Below are 19,028 nucleotides of genomic sequence, written 5' to 3' on the forward strand. Positions count from 1 at the left end.
TAATAGTAGTGGGTAAATACTAATGACTTGAGAACAAAAATTATTAACAAAGTGGCGTTCTCTTCCACAAGACAAGCAAAAGGAAGTTTTAGATTTTGTGGAATTTCTTGGTTTTAAAAACTCTGCAAATAAAATCCCATTGGGAGAACGTTTGCAGCAAATTCGTACTAAGATTGTTGCTTCTGGTAAACATTTATTAGATGAAGATGAAATCGAAAAAGAACTTGCCAGTCGGAGAGGTGAGCTACAGAGTAGAGAAGAATGAAAATAACTTATATTGATATCAGGGGTATTAATCAGCGCAACAGATGGTGTTGGTAGAATTGCCGATAAAGCCCTTGAAATATTAGGAGATTCCCAACAGGAATTTGCTTGTAGTGAGTTTGTCAAATTGGAGGTAAGGGACTTCCAAATAAAAAAATATACCATCGCTATAGAGGCAGGGGGCAGGGAGCAGGGGGAGGGATAGTCGTAGTGAAGTCCAGAAATTGGATAATTTAATTTCTGGAAGTCCCTAAGTCCAAAAGCAGTTTTTAACAGGCAAACCGAAGAAGCTCAATTTTTATGAAGAATTTTTTAGTGATGTTACCTACTGGGCGAGTGATTTGACTCATATTGTTCAAGAGGCTTACCAAATTGCTTCTCAGTATGGTTTAGCAGCTATGGACTGTCATAACCCCTATGGAGAAGTAAGCTGCGTGTAGCGTCTGTCTGCGACACGCAGCGCGAACGCAGAAAAGAATTTATGATAGCGATCGCCATCATAGATGTTAAGAAAGATGTAGCTAATGGATAGCCTTCTAGGGGAGAGGTTTTAATTTTTTCTTTTTTCCTGCTAGAGAAGCTTGCTAGGGGATTAAATTTCGCGTTGGTTTTTCCACATAACGTGAAAAGTGATCAAAATCCCCGATTTTTTAGAGAAATCGGGAACCTGAGCCTTCGATTTCCATAAAAATTGGTTAATCTCAGCAATAACTCTTCAACAACGGTAATTAATCCCAACAAACGCTGATCATCTTCCACCTCTCCACTCCTCTGTTTTATTGGCAATAGGGGTATTTACTAGGTATTTTTTCCTACTTTTGGGGTGGTTTTTAGTGAAACAACTACCCTAAAATTACAAAAAATCCTGAAATCTATATAAATTAATGGTTTCATCTATCCACATCAGGCTACAACACCTTAGAATGATTCATTGAAAAGTCGAGCCGATGGGATGTACAGCCGTTTTGAGTAAAAATACTCCCAAAGGATGATTTTTGTATTTCTGCGAACAGAGATTTCAGTACAGATGCATCAGGGTGCATCCGTAAAAATCTCAAGTAAACCTTCAGGAGTTTGACATGAACAAAGGTGAATTAGTTGATGCCGTAGCTGAAAAAGCTAGTGTTACCAAGAAACAAGCGGATGCAGTCTTAACTGCCGCTTTGGAAACGATTATTGAAGCGGTTTCCTCTGGTGATAAGGTAACGTTGGTAGGATTTGGCTCATTTGAATCACGGGAACGTAAAGCCCGCGAAGGTCGCAACCCGAAAACAAATGAAAAGATGGAAATTCCAGCGACGAGGGTTCCTGCCTTCTCGGCAGGAAAACTGTTTAGAGAAAAGGTAGCACCCCCAAAAGCATAGGTTCTGTCTTCGGGAACCATTTTTTAATGCGGCAACCTGCACACGGGGGAAATTTAGCCTGGGCAGCAGCACTGGCTGGCTGTCCCCCTGATGCTATTCTGGATTTTTCTGCTAGCATCAGCCCGTTGGGGCCTCCAAACAGCGCGATCGCTGCTATCCAGTCCCAAATTGGTAATCTTAAGCACTATCCAGACCCAAACTATAGTGAACTGAGACTAGCTCTCAGTCACTTCCATCAATTGCCTCCTGAGTGGATTCTGCCGGGTAACGGCTCCGCAGAATTACTCACTCTCATAGGTAGGGAATTAGCTGAATTAGCCGCGACAATTTTAATAACTCCAGCCTTTGGCGATTACTACCGAACCCTGAGGGCGTACAACGCTAATCTGCTGGAGTGTCCTTTGTCATTAGTGAGCCAGTGCGGTCTTCTCCCAAGGGGAGACGCCAAGGGCGATAGCGCAGCGTTAGCGAGTTATCGAGCGTCTGGGGGTTTCCCCCATGAGCAACTGCGAACCCGAAAGGTCACTGGTCATTGGTCATTATTTGCTGACACAGGAGACAGGACAAACGACAAAGGATTATTGCTGAATAATCCCCACAATCCAACCGGAAAACTATTTTCGCGGGACTCTATTTTGCCCTATCTGGAGCAATTTGCTTTGGTTGTGGTAGATGAAGCATTTATGGATTTTGTACCACCCAATGAGGAACAAAGCCTGATTCCGGTGGTACAGGAATATGCGAATTTAGTAGTATTGCGATCGCTGACCAAATTTTACAGTCTCCCAGGGCTGCGATTAGGATATGCGATCGCACACCCCGACTGCCTAGCTAAATGGCAGCTATGGCGTGACCCGTGGCCCGTAAACACGCTAGCGGCGGCGGCGGCAATTGCGGCACTCCAGGATACGGAGTTTCAGCAGCAAACCTGGGCATGGCTACCACCTGCACGAAACCAACTCTTTCAGGGTTTGGCGGAAATATCAGGATTGCAACCCCAAGTAAGTGCTGCTAACTTTTTACTGGTTAAGTCCCAAGAGTCTACTTCGCAGTTACAGCAACAATTACTCAAGCATCACCAGATTTTAATCCGCGATTGCCTTAGTTTTAAAGAACTAGGCGATCGCTTTTTCCGGGTTGCTATACGTTCCGACTCCGATAACCAACGCTTACTAACAGCGTTAAAAGAGAGTTAGGAGTTATAAGTTATAAGTTATAAGTTAGGAGTTATAAATTGAAGAAGGGTTTTAACTCTTAATTCCTAACTCTTAATTCCTAACTCTTAATTCCTAACTCTTAATTCCTAACTCTTAATTCCTAACTCTTAATTCCTAACTCTTAATTCAAGTGACCGTTGACTACGATGTTGTAATTATTGGCGGCAGTCTTGCTGGATACTACGCTGCCCTTGCTGCAACCCAACTACGTGCTACAGTTGCCCTGGTGGAACCCAAAGTAGACTACGGGTTTACTCATCACCATGCTCTTACCGAAATCGGTAAACTGGGGCAGAAGTTGAATGATGCAGCTAGTTTTGGTATTCATGCCACACACACTGGTACTTCAGAAGAATGTCACATATTTATGGCATGGCAAGAAGCTATGCTGTATTCTCAATGCGTAGCCTCAAATCTCAAAGAACAGCATTCCCCAAGCATCCTAGCCGCGCTGGGGGTAGATATCATCGTTGGCAGTGGTCAATTTCAATCTTCATCCCAACTGGCTTTTGCTGTTAACAATCGCCTACTACGCGCTCGTACCTATTTGCTAGCCAGTGGTTCATGTCCAGAAATTCCAGAGATTGAGGGATTGCAAAGCACTGGCTACCTAACCATATCTAATATTTGGCAATCCTTACAGCGAGGGACATTAGCCAAAAATTGGGTAATTATCGGCGGAATTCCCCAAAGTATTGAAATTGCTCAAACTTTAGCGCGGTTTGGTTGCAGTGTGACGCTGGTAGTCAAGCACCCTTATCTTCTACCCAATATTGACCCTGAGATAGCCATATTTCTTCAGGCACAGTTGGAAGTCGAAGGTGTGCGCGTCCTCACCGAAAGACCGGTAACTCAGGTGAGGCTAATTGAGGATAAAAAGTGGGTTCAAGCAGGAGATAAAGCTATTGAAACTGATGAAATTTTAGTAGTGACTGGACAACAGCCGAATATTGAATCTCTAAATTTGGCAACAGTAGGTGTGAAATGGCATCGGCGTAGCTTAGTGGTAAATGATAAACTGCAAACCACTAACCAGCGCATTTACGCTTGTGGTGATGTAATTGGTGGTTACGACTTTGCCAATATCGCTAATTATGAAGCAAAAATTGCCCTGAACAATGCACTATTTTTCCCCAGGTTACGAGTAGATTATCGCTCTATTCCTTGGGCAATGTTTTCTGTGCCGATGGTGGCGCAAGTAGGTTTGACAGAGGCACAGGCAAAACGCCTATTTAGTCGAGATGAAGTTTTAGTTTTGCGACAGTATTTTAAAACAGTGGCAGCAGCCCAACTTCGGGATGAAACCACTGGTATGTGTAAATTAATTGTGCTACGTAACGGCGAAATTTTGGGAGCTTCGATATTGGGGGCAGAAGCTGGAGAATTAATTAATTTGATTGCCTTGGCAATGTCCCAAAAAATTAAAGTCAAAGATTTAGCAAATCTATCTCCCGTCTATCCGAGTTTTTCAGAAATTCTGGAAAAAACTGCAAGAGAGTGGAGTAAGCAAAGGTTAAATAGCAATATTGCTTTGCAAGAGTTTTTAGAAGGCTTCTTCCATTTCCGCCGCAATTGGAATTTGTAAGTTAGGAGTTAGGAGTTAGGAGTTAGGAGAGGTTATTGGGAGTGCCTTAAAAACCCTGCATCACAATCCAAACTACTCCCGCAGCTACTAGAGGCACGCTGAGGTTATCAGTACCGTGGGGTGAGACAGCCTCTGCTAGGGTGGCAAAAGTAGCAGTTACCACCGCAGTCAATAAGGCCCATGCCAAACTAAAAGGTTTTGCTAGAGGACTCAGCGACGAACCAGGTAGCAGCAACAGCACTAAGAAAATCACCACTGTACTCGTTACAAACATTGCTGTCGAACCTTCCCAGGATCGCACAGAATTTCCCACTTGGTATTTATGCTGTCCAAAGCGTCTACCAATTAATGCTGCTAGTGCATCCCCCCAAGTCATTGCCATTACCCCAGCTACGGCAATTGGGACACTATCTACTGGCCCGTCTGGTCGCCACAGTAGCCCGAACAGCAGTGTTACCGAGATAGCGAAATAAACTGTGCCGGGTGAGCTATCCTGGGTATCCATTGCGCCGATGATTCGGTAGCGGTAAAACAGGTAGTTGAGTCCGATAAAGGAAGCAAAAGGTATAATTCCGATTTCCCAGTGTTTAAACAGTAGCAGGATGCCGAAAACCCACATCCCTGCACCAATATGGATTACTTTGCGGGTCAAATCCGGCTTTACACCGAACAGCCTACGCAGTCCCTCGCCAATGACAAGCAGACCAATAGCGTAAACATAAGAAATTGCTAGCCCGATAAAATCATTGTTGGTCATTATTCATTAGTTATTAGTCATTGGTCATTCTTCCCTTGTGCTTTCTACTCCCTTGCTTTTTCATTTAGTCCGATCGCTATTTCGTCTAAAGTTCTTTTCTATTAACGAAACACTACCAATACCTTGAAGAATACCACGACCGATTAAACCTAAACCTCGACCAATTATTTGGGTGAGAATGAAGACTATACCGCTACCTACAATAGCTAATAGTGATTTTAAACGCGGTGCGATCGCATCACTAAATTCTAAAAATAATGTCACGAATAAAGGAATATTAGAAAGTTTGCCTAACTCCTGATTTCGAGGAGCATAAACTGAAGTATTGGCAATACCGCGAGGCGCAATTACAAACAGATCGTAGCGACTTTCAAAAACTGCTTTTGGCTCATTTATATAATTTTTTAACCGATATTTCCACGATAAATCGTTTCTAAACCGTTCAATTTCTCTTGTAGAAATAAATTGGCGACTATATAACTTTTGCTTAATTGCTTCCACATCTGCTAAAGAGTTGAGTAGTGGTTGCACTACGCCATTTGCTACCTGAATCAACAAGTTTTCTAAAATCATTAATGCTTGGGACTTGGCTTCATTGCTCACTGCTGGATAAGAACCATTATCAATATACAATTCTGTTTGAAATAGTAGATAAGAATACAACTCAAAAACTAGCGGGATTTTATTAAGAATATCTGCCTGCACAATTTCTGTGTTTTGTAGTAATAAATTAACAATTTCTATATTTTGTTTCCCTATTTGAATTCGAGAGAATTTTCCAAAAAAATCTGTAATTGCTGCTTGCCATAAATCGCGTAACAAGGTACTTTTCACCTCATGTAATTGATTCATTTCGATTTGAGAAGCACGGAGTTCATCCAACTGTTGAGCTAATTTTTGCAGGATAAGATAAAGTAATTCCCGTTTTTTTTCTTCACGAAAGATGTCAATTTCTAAAGGGACATCTGTGACATTTTGTAAAGGAAATTGAAGTTTTGTAATGCAAGACGCAAACAAGGCAGATTGTAGCGCTCCTGGACTAAGTAAAGGTGACACAGTTTGCCTTTGCTGAATGGCAATACTCAACGAAGGACTGATAAGCACCTCATCGGTAACGGGAATATGTTCCTCTTGCCTTTCTTGCGGTGAAACCAACAACCGATTTAGCAACCAACGAGCCGCTAGCAGTTCTCGCCGCTGTCCAGCTAGAATTGCTCGATCTAATACTGGTAGTCCCGGAACTTGTAATTGTGCTGTTACTGCGGCTAAGGTAGCATTAATGTAATCAATTCCTGACAAACGTAAATTATTTCGCAGTCTAGAAAAAGGGAGTGGGGAGTGGGGAGAGACGCGATTAATCGCGTCTGTACTAGGGAGTGAGGAGTGAGGAGTTGTGATTGCTTCCGTGTCCCGAAACCAATAGGAACTACCATCGGCAACTTCTTGCATGGCGGCAACTAACTCAGCAAGTGGTGTGCCTTTGGGACAGTAGCCATTTATACCAATAGATTTTGCAGCCAATAGCAGTCCTTGTTCTTGGACAGAACTGAGAAGCAAAATTGGCAGATTGGGATATAAAGCTTTGAGTTGTCGGCAGAATTGCAAACCTAGCTGCTGACTAGTGGTGGAGCGACCATTACCTAATTCCAAAACTACCAGATTTACCTGGTTAGGGTCTTCTTGGGCAATTTCAGTTAAAATCTGCAAGGCAGCGGTATCACTTTCTACCACTGCTATTACTTCCAGGTTAGGAATTGCTTCTAGAGCTACCCGTAATCCCAGACGAAAAATCGGGTCTTGGTCGATTAACAATAATTTTAGAAGGCGATCGCTCATAGTCTACTCAATTACACAAGCAATGTTTTTACCAATTAGAAAACAGCTTTGATACAAAACTTTGTCTTCCCCATTGTTACCTGTTTTCGCAAACGGATAAATCGATCATAATTGCCATAGGCAGCCGTCACTGTGTAATTAAATGAACTTGAGTATTCGGCACTGGTTGGCAGAACGCTATATCGCAATCAATCAAATCAAAGGATTTTCAGCGGGGCAATTGGCAGGTATTGCCTACCGGATTGTTCAGGATATGGAAGTCAAAAGCCTCATGCCTTTTGACATCTGTACCTTAGTAGAGGTCTTAGAATTACCCTTAGGTCTTGTTTGGCAAGAAATCAGTGCTATTTCCCAGTTAACAGAAAACTTGTTGCGTAGCCTCAGCAAAAAAAAACCATTAAAACGTAACGAAGGTACATGGCTAGCGTTTCAAATTGCCTATCTCCAGGCTTTGCAAGCAATTCTAGAGCAGGAAGCAAGCTTACAAAGACCGTGGCTAGACCGGGCAAGTATACCTATCCAAGCACAAATACTTAAAGAGAATGTAGGTAAACTGAGCCTTCAAGACCCGCAACTGCAAGGATTGCTGAAAACTCTCAGCCCAGGTAAATTGACTGACACTCAAGCTGAACAAGCATTGTCTTTGGTTGCAGATTCATTACTGGTGCAACAAATAAACAACGCTGCTATAGCTTGGTTAGTTGCCAATGGCGCAGAGGAACCTGAAGCTAAACTCCTAACACAACGTTTAATCAACTCACTTCCTGGGCACTTACTGGTAGTCGTTACCGAAAATGCCGCACCTCTAGCCCAACTGCAAAAATTTTTCCGTTTGGGGATATCATTATCTCCCAATTTGATCGCCCCAGAAGTTGGTTCTACAGTCAGTGAGAAAATTGATTTGCAGCGAGAACATTACCGTGCAAGTTTGATTAAAAACCTCAGTATGCCTTTACTCATGGAATCCTTTGCCCTTAAGGATATCTATGTACCACAAAAAGGCTTACCAATAGAGGCAATTATTTCTGAGCAGGATAATAAAATTGTTAAACCAGTTGATTTAAAGATATGGGCCCAGCAACAGCTAGCTGATTTAGAAACGATCGCTGTCATTGAGTCAGAACCTGGTTATGGAAAAACTAGTTTTTGCCAACTTTGGGCAGCACAGGTAGCACAAGAATTTTACCCTACCTGGATGCCTATAGTAATTAAGTTACGGGATGTAAAATATGGCAAAACTTTCATCGAAACCCTAAATTCTGCCTTTCCTGTTAATCTTTCAGCTTGGTTAGAGCAAGAAAATCTCCCTTGTCTGTTGCTGCTGGATGGTTTGGATGAACTACCCCCTTCTAGTCAGGGTATAAGGGCACAAGCAATTTTTATTCAGCAATTACTGAACTTTCATTCTCAGTACCGACACAAAATTTTGTTAACGAGTCGATCAACAACACTAGAGAAAATCGCCCCAGAGATACCCCTGCCATTAAAGCGAATTATCATTCAGCCGTTGGATGTGGAGGAACTCAAACAATGGTTTCAGCAGTGGGCAAAAGTGCAATCATTGGCGATCGCTCAAAATTTCTTTACATTCTTAAAACAGACAGGGTTATTTGCCAGCCAATCAAAGTTAAGAGAATTATCTCCTCTTGTTCGTCAACCCCTAATGCTGCATTTGTTGGGCATTTTGCACCGCGACGGACTGCTAGATGATGAAGTATTACAATTAGCTACTAATACCCCAAAGTTTTCTCTGTTATGGGAAATTTATCATCGCCTGAGTCGATGGTTGTTGGGTTATCCGCTAATTGGTGGGATCAAAACTATGCTCCTGCGCTCAGGATCGGCTCATATCCACCGAACTCCAGAAGCGATCGCTAATTTACTCGCTGGTCATCATCCCCAAGATTTAATTGAGCAGATGCAAGCGATCGCTCTGAAAATCTTACACTCCCAACGTCATCAAATTAATTTGCCTGAGGAAGTAAATACAAATAATTTACCAGCTTTTTATTTTAAAATTCAGGGTTCGGATACCTCACGCACAGCCAGGCAGGGCGTTGCGGGAATTTCCCCCCTTGTAGCGACTGCCGCGCAGAGGAGTTTAATTGAGTTTTCGCATGTCAAGTTAGGAGAATATCTTTGTGCTGAAGCTGTGACTGCTGAGTTGAAATTGCTGACTCAGTACCAAGATGAGGATTATGGCACGCTCACCTTTGTGCTTGATCCCACTAGCTTTGCCCAGCGTATCTACAATTTACTGGGTTACGGGATACTTAGCCAGGAAATTGAGGAACTGGCGATGCCTGCGGCGGACTGCGCCTACGCAATTTTGCGCCGGGAGCAAAAGCACAAGTTTTCTTTTGAAGTTTTGTTCCAACGGCTTTTGTCTTTCTGGCGTGCTTACTGTCAAGGCTATTGGTTGGATGAAGGGATGGCTCACAAAGCTTTGACTCATTTCCACGCACTGCAAAACCCGGTGAATGTTGAGCAAGTGAATGCTGCGGTGGGACTGAATGTGTTTTTATTGCTTTGTGCTTGCTACCGAGAAACAAAGATTCCTTTTTGGCCTTGTGGGAATCCAGCCAATTTTGCAGAATTCAATCCAGAGGCCTTAAGTGCGCTGATTGCTAGAACAACCCTTTTGCAAAAGGGTGCCTTCGCAACCCGAATCAAGTCTCTGGCTGGACTAAATTTATCGGGAGCCTCTTTGTTACAAGTGATGTTAACTGGGGTAAATCTTGAGCAGACAAACTTATCCAATGCAGAGTTAATGGGGGCAAATTTAGCTGGAGCCAACCTTCAACAAGCAAACCTCGCCGGTGCAAACCTTCAACAGGCAAACCTCGCAGGCGCAAATCTCCAACAGGCAAACCTGACAGGCGCAAACCTGCAACAGGCTAATCTTATGGGGACGAATCTTAATTCAGCGAATCTCACCAACGCCTGCTTATTTGATGCCATCCTTACTGAGGCAGACAAAAAGTTGGCCGCTGATAATGGTGCTTTGTTCTCCAAAGAATCATTTCAAAGACTGAAACATTTGCGTAGTTTACCGCCACAGGCATCGCAGCAACCCTTCTTAAATACCGTCCAAATTCCGACAAACCCAGATAATAATTGGAACAAACTCCCTGCGATCGGACTAATTGAAAGCTGCGAAGGCACAATTGTACCAGTAGATTTATATGATGATGCCGATGATGAGACAGTTTTTGGCAAGAACTCCATTGATGAGACTAATTATTATTAGTTTTATTAGCTAGGGAAGTCGTCAATTTTAGATTTTGGATTGAAGGAAAAATCTAAAATTGAATGACTCCTAACTACCATCAGCTTTCTTGCGGGTTGCGGTAACCAACAAAGTTAATACTGTAGTCAGTAATCCGCACTCCTGTTTCTTCTTCAATTTTGCGGATCAAATCTTCTGGTAGTTCCACATGAACATCAAGAATTTGATTTGTATCCACACAGTTGATATGACTGTGAGAGTCACTGATATTGCCGTACAAACGCCCATCACAGCGTTCAATACATTCAATGATGCCCTGACTAGATAATGCTTCTAAATTTTGATAAACAGAAGTATGACCGATCTCTTTACCTAGTTGGTTCAAGCGATCGTAAATCTCTCTAGCAGAAAGATGTTCATTTGCTTGCCAAAGTAATTCCAGAATAAAGCGACGCTGACGACTGACGCGCATACCCAGGATTTGACACCGATCCAGCGCATCTTCTAAAGAACGAATTGGTTTTGGAGAAATTGTTTGTTTTTGCATATTACAGCTTGTTAACTGTTGGGGAAAATTTCCCATTTAAATGTTTATTGGTTATTTAATATATGCAATAATATTGCACACCGCTGTTCTACCTGTACTTGTGTTTTGGCTTTTGATGCTGCAAAAGACAGGTGGCGATAATTATTTTTTTTGCTTGTTGACGGCTACTTTCTCAGACCTTAATCTAAAACAAACTCATTACAACTTTAACTTAAAATTGCTGTAAATGTCCACCTTGGGGCAAGCGTTGCCTTGCCCAAGTAGGCTGATTCTATGTAAGTCGTGTAGTAATTTATTAGGAATTAGTAAAGAAACATTTAAGTGGAGAAAAATTTGGTGTACGTGAGTGGTGTAGGCTAGGAAGAACCACAGGCATCACCAGAGGCTGATATCAATGCTAGCCAATAGATATATATTTGTGATAACCAGCGAAAACTAAGCAAAAGTATCAAAATAATTTGAGAAGGTCAGATTTGTGGGTAAATCTTGTATAGTTTGACCAATTATCAACAAAAAAGTATTAGTAAATACCAATTGATTTATAAAGATCAATGTAGCGCCAATCCCTGAAAGCTGCTACTGTATATTCTCGATCCTACAGTTGAGCATCAAGAAAGTGGCTGCTGAATCAATGACAATTGCGATCGCACTCAATAATGACTTCATTAACAATCTGGATCTGTCGCCTGCGTCAACCGTGATTGAACAACTGCTGCAAGATGGGGTCGCGTCCCATGAACAGCAGCTACGCTTTGATCTCAATTACGATCTCGAACCTGGCGATCCACGGGAACTCTCAGAAATTCCAGAGGTGCGGCTGTGGTTTGTGCGCCTAGATGCCAAATACCCTTGGTTACCATTTTTACTAGATTGGAAAGCTGGAGAATTTGCTCGTTACGCCGCCATGCTTGTACCACACCAGTTCAGTTCCCAAGAAGGCATTCAGTACAATCCTGAAGCCTTAGAAATATTTTTGATGCACAAAATCTTCATTTTGGGTGATTGGCTCAAACAGCAAAATATCCCCAGCCTCTCGCGGCTGAAGTCTATGGCCCAAATGCTGGGTTATGAATTAGATGATGCTTTTTTTGAGATATTTTAACTCGGTGAAGAAAAAGGAACTAGGCTAAAACCCTTATGCCTATTGCCTAGCCCAGGCGCGATCGCAAGTAAGCACAAAGCATTGCTAGAGAGAAATCTGGTTTTTAATACTGAATAACCGCAAAATCTAGCTGTCACGTCCAGGTTTTGCGGTCATTCAACAAACGCATAACTACATTTGGATATCCAATAGACTTATCGCAGAAATCAGGACAAACTGCCCTTTAGCCACCCCAAATCTTTTCCAAAACGGCGTTTGGTGAAACATCCGCCGTTTTTCCCGTGGGAGATGCAATGGCCAGGAATTTATCGTTTTTCGGCAACAACTTAGCTGGATTAGTGGGCCCAAATAAGGCGATGGTATAGGTTTGGACTGCAACACTCAGTTGTAGTGCCGCACTATCAGTAGACAACATCAAATTTGCCCCGGCAATCATAGCAGTTAACTTGCCAATATCATCAGGGGCAGTCACCTTGATATCTGGAGAAGACCCCAGAAGCGATCGCACAAACTGCTCATCATCAGTTCCCTTAATCACCACCACAGGCAGATCCGGCTGCTTGTCTTGGAAGCCTTGAATAATTTGATGCCAACTTTCGACAGGGTAGATTTTATCCAGTTCTTTAGCCTGGGATAACTGGCCAAAACCGCCATGAATCAAGATATAGCCTGTTTCATTCACCCCTAAGCGTTTTTGTTCTTTTTGTGCCCACTCAATATCTGGTTTTGGCACATTTACCGCTAACTCTGGGACAGGACTATTTATTTCCAATGGTTGCAGCAAATCGTGATATACTGCCGCCGCATACTGGGATGGTTTGAATGGCACAGCGTGGGTCAGAAAAACCGAACCTTTGCCTTTGTAGCCAATACGTATGGGAATTCCCGTCAACCAAAGTAAAAGACCAAGCAACCAAATTTGCTTAACAGCAATGACGACATCGTATTCGCGATCGCGAATTGTCCCCACCAAGTTACCCCAATCTGCCAGACTATTACGGTCTTGAAAATCAAAGGTCAGTACCTCGTGAACTGACTTGCTCACTCGGTAGGCAGCCTTTGACCGGGGTTCAACAACGACATCTATCTGAGCGTTAGGGTAATGGCGCTTCAGGTCATCTAGAGTCGGAAAGAAGAGAATTTGGTCGCCAATTCCGCCAGGTACAAGGGCTACTACTCGCATAATATTTATTGACGCTTACTCGCTCCCTATTTTAGGGGAAAATATATAGCTTAAAGATTGAGGAATTCTGTGTATTTACTAATTCCAGCTGCGGGAATCGGAAAAAGAATGGGGAGTAACCGTAATAAACTCCTTCTGAAAGTGCGATCGCAACCAATTATTGCTTGGACTCTATTAGCCGCAGAAGCCGCTAATACAATCAGTTGGATTGGGATTATTTCTCAGCCTACTGATTGGCCAGACTTTAACGCAATTATCGCCGATCTGAAGCTGACTAAACCAGTGGAATTGATACAAGGCGGTTCCACCCGCCAAGAATCTGTTTACAATGGTTTGCAGTCCCTGCCAGTAGCCGCAGAACAAGTTTTGATTCATGATGGGGCCAGATGCCTAGCCACACCAGATTTATTTAACTCTTGTGCCCAAGCCATTCGTCACTGTCCCGGTTTAATTGCTGGTGTATCGGTCAAAGACACTATCAAAGTTGTCGATGAACAAGGCATAATTCAAGAAACACCCGACAGACGAAAATTGTGGGCAGCACAAACTCCCCAAGGATTTGATGTCAAGTTGTTGAAACAGTGCCACGCTGAAGGTGTCCGTCAAGGTTGGGAAGTAACTGACGATGCCGCTTTGTTTGAAAAGTGCGGTATTGAAGTCCGAATTGTCGAGGGAGAGGAGACAAATTTAAAAGTCACTACTCCACAAGATTTAGCGATCGCAGAATTTATTCTCACAACTAGAGGCTTTTGAGGAAAATGATTCCCCAATTCCCCATGTCCAATTTCAGAGTTTCAAACAATATTTTGACAATTTACGATATAATGCCACACACTTGTTGATTGTTAGTTGTCATGTACTAATGACCAATGACTAATAACCAATGACTAGTAACTAAATGATTACAGCCACAGCGACGAAGATAGAAGCAATTCTCTATTTAAAAGGTAAACCCTTGTCGCTCGGCGAAATCGCCGAGTATGCCGCGTGCGATCGCGCCACTGTCAAAGAAGGCATAATTGAACTAATGGACAACTATGCCCACCGAGATAGCGCCCTAGAGGTAGTAGAAACTCCAGATGGTTACAGTTTGCAACTCCGGTCTGATTTTCATGATTTGGTGCAAACGATGATACCAGTAGAATTGGGTGTAGGTGCATTGCGGACTTTAGCTGCGATCGCCCTTAATAGTCCCATACTTCAGAGCGACTTGATTAACCTACGCGGCTCAGGAGTATATCAACACGTTCCCGAACTCGTCGAACTTGGTTTCATCCGAAAGCGTCGAGACAGCGATTCTCGCTCTTATTCACTGCAAGTAACCCCGAAGTTTCATCAGTATTTCCAAATAGAACAACTCCCGCAAATACTTTCCACCAGCCAAAAGGAAGAACAACTAGAACTAGAACTAGAACCAAAATAATGTCCCCTGCTTTTCAGGGCTTATACCCGTGGTGAATGCGCTACCCTTGTACTATGGTTTAAAGTAGAGTTAGCAATTAAGCTAAATAAAACTGCCAATGGTGTTTAATCCTGACTTTTTGAATGACAACTCTGAGGAACACCCTAATCAACTTCTTTCCGACCACTCTGAGGAATACCCTAATCAGTTACTCAAATATCTACAACATCAGTCTCCTGATGTTTTAGCTAGGATTGCTCAGTCCGCCAGCCCCGAAATTAAACAAATTATCTCGCAAAATGTCCAAGGGCTAGTGGGAATGCTCCCGGCAGAAAATTTCAACGTGCAAATCACAACAGATCGGGAGAACTTAGCTGGGCTTCTAGCGTCGGCCATGATGACGGGGTATTTTCTGCGCCAGATGGAACAAAGAATGCAGTTAGAGCATTTGTCTAATGGTCAATAATCAATAGTCAGTAGTCAAATATTCTGGGACTATTGACCAAATAATTACTAGTTCGTAATTCGTAATTCGTAATTAAAGAGGGTATAGCAGCCCACGCTGAATTAAAAATTCAGTGTCAACAAGACATTTGTGGAGAGTTCAAGCTTCCACTGAGAGCGTAGCGGTAGCAATTTTCCCAGCGTCATTATCAATTACGAATTACGTTAGCGCAGCGCGAAGGAGTCCGCCAGCGTCATTATCAATTACGAATTGTTTTGACTATTTCCTTTTGGGATAAGCTCCTGACTGTACTCTGAAGGTTTGAATTTTACCGCTGCGGTTGACTTCCATAGCTATTATGTCCCCAACTGTGCTGGACTCTACGAACTTCTGAACTTGGGCTGAGGTTTTGACTGGTTTACCGTTAACTTTTTGAATCACATCTCCAGGAAGCAGTCCTCCACGCTTGGCTGGGGAATCCTCTGTGACTCCTTTAATTACAATTCCAGCTTCCTGCTGAATGTTCAGTTGATTTTCTTGATTAATCTGTTGTTTTCTGGTGGGAGAAAGGTCTGCCATTTCAATTCCCAAGAACGGATGTTCTACACGCCCTTTGGTAAAAAGTTCATTGGCGATGCGGGCGGCGGTTTCAATGGGGATAGCAAAACCGAGTCCTTGAGCATCAGCGCGGATAGCAGTGTTAACACCAATTACTTCGCCTTGGGCGTTTAACAAGGGGCCACCAGAATTACCAGGGTTAATTGCGGCATCAGTTTGGATAAAGCTAACTCGCTTATCTGGGACACCAACTTGAGTGCTGGTGCGATCTGTAGCACTGATGATGCCAATAGTGACAGTATTATCTAAACCCAGAGGATTGCCAATAGCGATCGCCCATTGTCCTGGTATTAAGTTTTGCGAATTGCCCAACTTTACTGTCGGTAAATGACTCGCTTTTATTTTCACTACTGCCACATCTGTCACAGAATCAACTCCTACTACCTTCCCCTCTAGACTGCGACCATCTTTGAGGGTGACTTGTACTGTATCTGTATCTGCCACTACATGAGCATTGGTGAGTAATTCTCCATCTTCGCTCAAAATAAATCCCGAACCTGTACCGCGCTCAATGCGTTCTTGGGGAATTGGTTGCTCATCCTCTCCAAAGAATCGCCGCAAGAGGGGATTTTTCAATGCATCAGATATGGGATTGGCAACTTTGCGAGTGGCGTTAATTCTTACCACAGCTGGGCCAACTTTTTGCACTGCCGTCGCAATAAAATTCACATTATCGCCCCCAGTAGCACCAATCGCTCCGTTAGAAGAATTTGGCACTACCGATTCTGGAGGCGAAGCCATTGTTACATTTTTTAACTGTCGGAACGAGGGATTTTGTAGCAGGAGATAGCGACTACCAAATAAACCTGCACCACAGCCGAACACCAGTAAGAACACATAAACGCCCAGTTGCTTTAAAGATAACTTCATAATCATTCTGCTTAAGGACAACAATGCAGTTGCTAATTTCTAAGTGTAGTCAAGCTAACGGTAAGTGGACAGATAAATTTACGATGAATTGGTCATAGGGCATGGGGTATAGGGGATTTGTACTGAGCGTTGCCGTAAAGCCTGCGGCATAGCTACGCTTAGGGCGCAGCCTCTCATAGAGAAGTATTAAGCATTGATTCTTCTCCTTGTCTCCCTCTGCTCCCCACTTCTCACACTCTCCATCTAAAATCTAAAGTTAATGCGCTCTTGACCTTTATACATGACTTTACCCTTTCGTCAACTGTTTCTCTGTAGCTTAGTTAGCGCCTTGAGCCTAGTATCCATACTGCCAAACACCAACAGCGCCAACGCTGCTGTGGGTGGTTGTCCAACTCCAGCTCTATCTCGCTTCCAACGCCATAAAGTTGTTCGTGGCGAAACTTTGGAGAGCATAGCACAGCGCTACAATCTCATGCCTACAACTATTATTGGCATGAATCCAGCTTTACAGAATGGTGCGATGTCTACGGCGGGTTCCACCTACGTAGCCGTTGGTAGTGTACTTCAAATTCCTCCCTACAATGGGATTGTAGTCGAAGTGCCTCGTGGTCAAACTTGGCGACAAGTAGCGGCACAATACAAAGTTCGTGCTGATAGCCTTTTTGAGGTGAATGGCTGCCAACAAGACCCCAGAGTTGTGTTTGTTCCGGGAGTAAATTGGTCACCCAATGGTGTTGTAACAAAGTCCCCTTTACCTACTGATGTAGGTACGCCAAACCGTGCATCCCTGTCTGGATACCCCTTGGCACAAGTAGTAACTGTGGGATTACCTTACGGCTGGCAAATTAATCCTGCTACAGGTGAAGTTTTCTTTCATAGTGGTGTTGATTTGTTAGCACCAGTTGGTACAGATGTGCTAGCGATCGCGCCTGGAACTGTAGCTTTTGCTAATGACCAAGGTTCCTATGGCAAGTTGGTCATTATTAACCATAGTGGCGGACTTCAAAGCCGCTATGCCCAGCTTGACAATATCAAGGTTACTGTAGGTCAGCAGGTAAGCAAAGGAGACTTACTGGGAACAGTAGGTACTAGTGGAAAACCAACCTCCAGTCAATCACATCTCCATTTTGAAGTGCGTTCTAGCTCATCTCTCGGTTGGGTAGCACAAGATCCCAAAGGTTATTTGAAGAAATGAGGTATTAGGGATTAGGGAGTGGGGAGTGGGGGATGAGCAAGCAGGAGGAGATAGGGAGATAAGGGGATAGAATAACCATGCCCTATGCCCCATGCCCAAATGCTATTGATTCGCTAGATTTTACGATGTGCATTCCTGCCTCTGAAAATCTTGTAAATGCCGCATCTGCCTGTTCTGTGTAGTCCACAATATCTAGAACGACAACGGGGGAAGTGCAATCTTCTAGTAAATAGATTTTTTGAGCAAGGGTAGCATCTACCTGTTTAATTTCTGTTAATAAATCGTCAATTGTCCACGCGACACAATGACTTTTAGCTTGCCCACCAATAATTACAGCATCAAATTCTAAAAGTTGCTTAATCAGGCGCGTGTTCTTTTGAGCAAGTGGACGTTGTTCAAAATCTTCCAACACTTCTGGACGTAAGATGGAATAGTTTTCTGTTAATGGGTTCTCACCTTTTATTTCAAATTGCGTCTGACTCTGACGAGCAATGCCGTGAAAAAATATTGCTTCTTCTACTGAAGAAACTAAAGCATGACCAATGCCGCCCAACATAGAATGATAAGGCCAAATTGTGAGGGGATATTTACCGTCTTGGCTTAGTTTTTTAACGTAATGGTAAGTATGTTTTTCTAATAATTCATAATTTCCATTAGTAACACTGTCAGCAACTGCTGGGTTAACTCTCCAGATTCCTTGTTCGATATCTGTTAGGGTGATGTTAGTCGCTGCTGGAGTAGGATGTTCTCCGGCGGCGTTCACCCAAAAGATGGGATGAAAGATTTGCGTTGCTGTGTGGGTGTCCAGGGTGGGTACAATTTGTGTGATTACTCCCAAATTCCGATATATAAATTCACACAATCTGACGTTATCATCCACTGCCCCTTTCCCAGATTTTCCACCTACAAATAATTCAAATCCTGGGATACAGAAGGTATTTTGGACATCAATTAATAGTAAACAAATCCTGGTTTTATCTAAAGATGCTGGTTTGATGTCGTGTTTTTGTGCCCATACTTCGCCTGCTGTTGCACATTCTTGGTAAGGTACGCGCCATACTTCTCCTACCTTATTGGAGTTAAAATGTGGGGGAATTGGTAGTTGGGTTGTTGTTTGGGTATTCATATAATTCTGTATTTATGTTGTAATTATTAAGCTTGCCCTTAGTTAAATATAATATAATGCTTTACTTAGAAAACCTCATTATGGGAACCTAAGAGGTTGTTTGAAAAGTGTTTCGCTGTGACTTTAAGCACTTTTAGATCCCCCCTAACCCCCCTTAAAAAGCTACGGTGTACACACAAGTAGAAGTAAACTACTAGGGGAAGAGATTTGAGGGGGCAGAGAGAGTGGAAAATCCAATAAGAATTCATGCTCAACTGTGGTGCAAAAAAGCATTTGGCGACCCAAGGT

The 19,028-nt window shown here is 43.0% G+C and carries 16 protein-coding genes; 10 read left to right on the top strand and 6 right to left on the bottom strand.

Going from position 1 to position 19,028, the window contains the following annotated elements:
* Positions 1 to 97: 97 nt before the first annotated feature.
* From H6G92_RS30180 to H6G92_RS30195, 4 genes are all read left to right on the top strand, one after another.
* Entirely contained in the window at positions 98 to 265 is a 168-nt protein-coding gene (locus tag H6G92_RS30180) for a hypothetical protein (protein WP_313890010.1), read from the top strand.
* Between the two features lie 1,078 nt (positions 266 to 1,343).
* Positions 1,344 to 1,628, top strand: coding sequence for an HU family DNA-binding protein (locus H6G92_RS30185; protein ID WP_010998076.1), 285 nt, complete (start codon positions 1,344 to 1,346; stop codon positions 1,626 to 1,628).
* Positions 1,629 to 1,654: 26 nt separating this feature from the next.
* Positions 1,655 to 2,824: a threonine-phosphate decarboxylase CobD gene (gene cobD, locus H6G92_RS30190; RefSeq protein ID WP_190899356.1), complete on the top strand. Its 1,170-nt coding sequence runs from the start codon at positions 1,655 to 1,657 to the stop codon at positions 2,822 to 2,824.
* 151 nt (positions 2,825 to 2,975) lie between these two features.
* Complete coding sequence (locus H6G92_RS30195; RefSeq protein WP_190899358.1) at positions 2,976 to 4,430, top strand: dihydrolipoyl dehydrogenase family protein; 1,455 nt, start codon at positions 2,976 to 2,978, stop codon at positions 4,428 to 4,430.
* Between the two features lie 46 nt (positions 4,431 to 4,476).
* Here H6G92_RS30195 and H6G92_RS30200 read toward each other — a convergent pair whose 3' ends face one another.
* The gene (locus H6G92_RS30200) at positions 4,477 to 5,187 is read right to left on the bottom strand and encodes a diacylglycerol/polyprenol kinase family protein (protein WP_190899360.1); all 711 of its coding nucleotides are present in this window, start codon (positions 5,185 to 5,187) and stop codon (positions 4,477 to 4,479) included.
* Between the two features lie 60 nt (positions 5,188 to 5,247).
* A complete protein-coding gene (locus tag H6G92_RS30205) occupies positions 5,248 to 7,023 on the bottom strand; it encodes a DUF3685 domain-containing protein (RefSeq protein WP_190899362.1) in 1,776 nt (591 codons plus the stop codon).
* Between the two features lie 142 nt (positions 7,024 to 7,165).
* On the opposite strand from H6G92_RS30205, the gene H6G92_RS30210 reads away from it, so the two are divergent.
* Positions 7,166 to 10,273 carry a pentapeptide repeat-containing protein gene (locus H6G92_RS30210; protein ID WP_190899364.1) on the top strand — a complete coding sequence of 1,036 codons (3,108 nt, stop codon included), beginning with the start codon at positions 7,166 to 7,168 and terminating at the stop codon, positions 10,271 to 10,273.
* Positions 10,274 to 10,352: 79 nt separating this feature from the next.
* Here H6G92_RS30210 and H6G92_RS30215 read toward each other — a convergent pair whose 3' ends face one another.
* A complete protein-coding gene (locus tag H6G92_RS30215) occupies positions 10,353 to 10,799 on the bottom strand; it encodes a Fur family transcriptional regulator (protein WP_190899382.1) in 447 nt (148 codons plus the stop codon).
* Between the two features lie 631 nt (positions 10,800 to 11,430).
* On the opposite strand from H6G92_RS30215, the gene H6G92_RS30220 reads away from it, so the two are divergent.
* Positions 11,431 to 11,901, top strand: a complete 471-nt coding sequence (locus tag H6G92_RS30220) for a CRR6 family NdhI maturation factor (RefSeq protein ID WP_190899384.1) — start codon at positions 11,431 to 11,433, stop codon at positions 11,899 to 11,901.
* Between the two features lie 223 nt (positions 11,902 to 12,124).
* On the opposite strand, the gene H6G92_RS30225 is transcribed toward H6G92_RS30220, so the two are convergent.
* Positions 12,125 to 13,084 carry a glycosyltransferase family 9 protein gene (locus H6G92_RS30225; RefSeq protein WP_190899366.1) on the bottom strand — a complete coding sequence of 320 codons (960 nt, stop codon included), beginning with the start codon at positions 13,082 to 13,084 and terminating at the stop codon, positions 12,125 to 12,127.
* Positions 13,085 to 13,153: 69 nt separating this feature from the next.
* Here H6G92_RS30225 and ispD point away from each other — a divergent pair, with 69 nt between their 5' ends.
* The 3 genes from ispD (at position 13,154) to H6G92_RS30240 (ending at position 14,952) form a co-directional block, all read left to right on the top strand.
* Positions 13,154 to 13,837, top strand: a complete 684-nt coding sequence (gene ispD, locus H6G92_RS30230; RefSeq protein WP_190899368.1) for a 2-C-methyl-D-erythritol 4-phosphate cytidylyltransferase — start codon at positions 13,154 to 13,156, stop codon at positions 13,835 to 13,837.
* A gap of 145 nt (positions 13,838 to 13,982) precedes the next feature.
* Complete coding sequence (gene scpB / locus H6G92_RS30235; RefSeq protein ID WP_190899371.1) at positions 13,983 to 14,507, top strand: SMC-Scp complex subunit ScpB; 525 nt, start codon at positions 13,983 to 13,985, stop codon at positions 14,505 to 14,507.
* Positions 14,508 to 14,604: 97 nt separating this feature from the next.
* Positions 14,605 to 14,952 carry a DUF760 domain-containing protein gene (locus H6G92_RS30240; RefSeq protein ID WP_104908394.1) on the top strand — a complete coding sequence of 116 codons (348 nt, stop codon included), beginning with the start codon at positions 14,605 to 14,607 and terminating at the stop codon, positions 14,950 to 14,952.
* 258 nt (positions 14,953 to 15,210) lie between these two features.
* Here H6G92_RS30240 and H6G92_RS30245 read toward each other — a convergent pair whose 3' ends face one another.
* Positions 15,211 to 16,419: an HhoA/HhoB/HtrA family serine endopeptidase gene (locus H6G92_RS30245; RefSeq protein WP_190899373.1), complete on the bottom strand. Its 1,209-nt coding sequence runs from the start codon at positions 16,417 to 16,419 to the stop codon at positions 15,211 to 15,213.
* 280 nt (positions 16,420 to 16,699) lie between these two features.
* On the opposite strand from H6G92_RS30245, the gene H6G92_RS30250 reads away from it, so the two are divergent.
* Complete coding sequence (locus H6G92_RS30250) at positions 16,700 to 17,614, top strand: LysM peptidoglycan-binding domain-containing M23 family metallopeptidase (RefSeq protein ID WP_190899376.1); 915 nt, start codon at positions 16,700 to 16,702, stop codon at positions 17,612 to 17,614.
* 82 nt (positions 17,615 to 17,696) lie between these two features.
* On the opposite strand, the gene H6G92_RS30255 is transcribed toward H6G92_RS30250, so the two are convergent.
* The gene (locus tag H6G92_RS30255; protein WP_190899378.1) at positions 17,697 to 18,740 is read right to left on the bottom strand and encodes an isochorismatase; all 1,044 of its coding nucleotides are present in this window, start codon (positions 18,738 to 18,740) and stop codon (positions 17,697 to 17,699) included.
* Between the last annotated feature and the right edge of the window lie 288 nt (positions 18,741 to 19,028).

The organism is Nostoc foliaceum FACHB-393, from assembly GCF_014698505.1.
In the GTDB taxonomy this organism is placed as follows: domain Bacteria; phylum Cyanobacteriota; class Cyanobacteriia; order Cyanobacteriales; family Nostocaceae; genus Nostoc; species Nostoc foliaceum_A.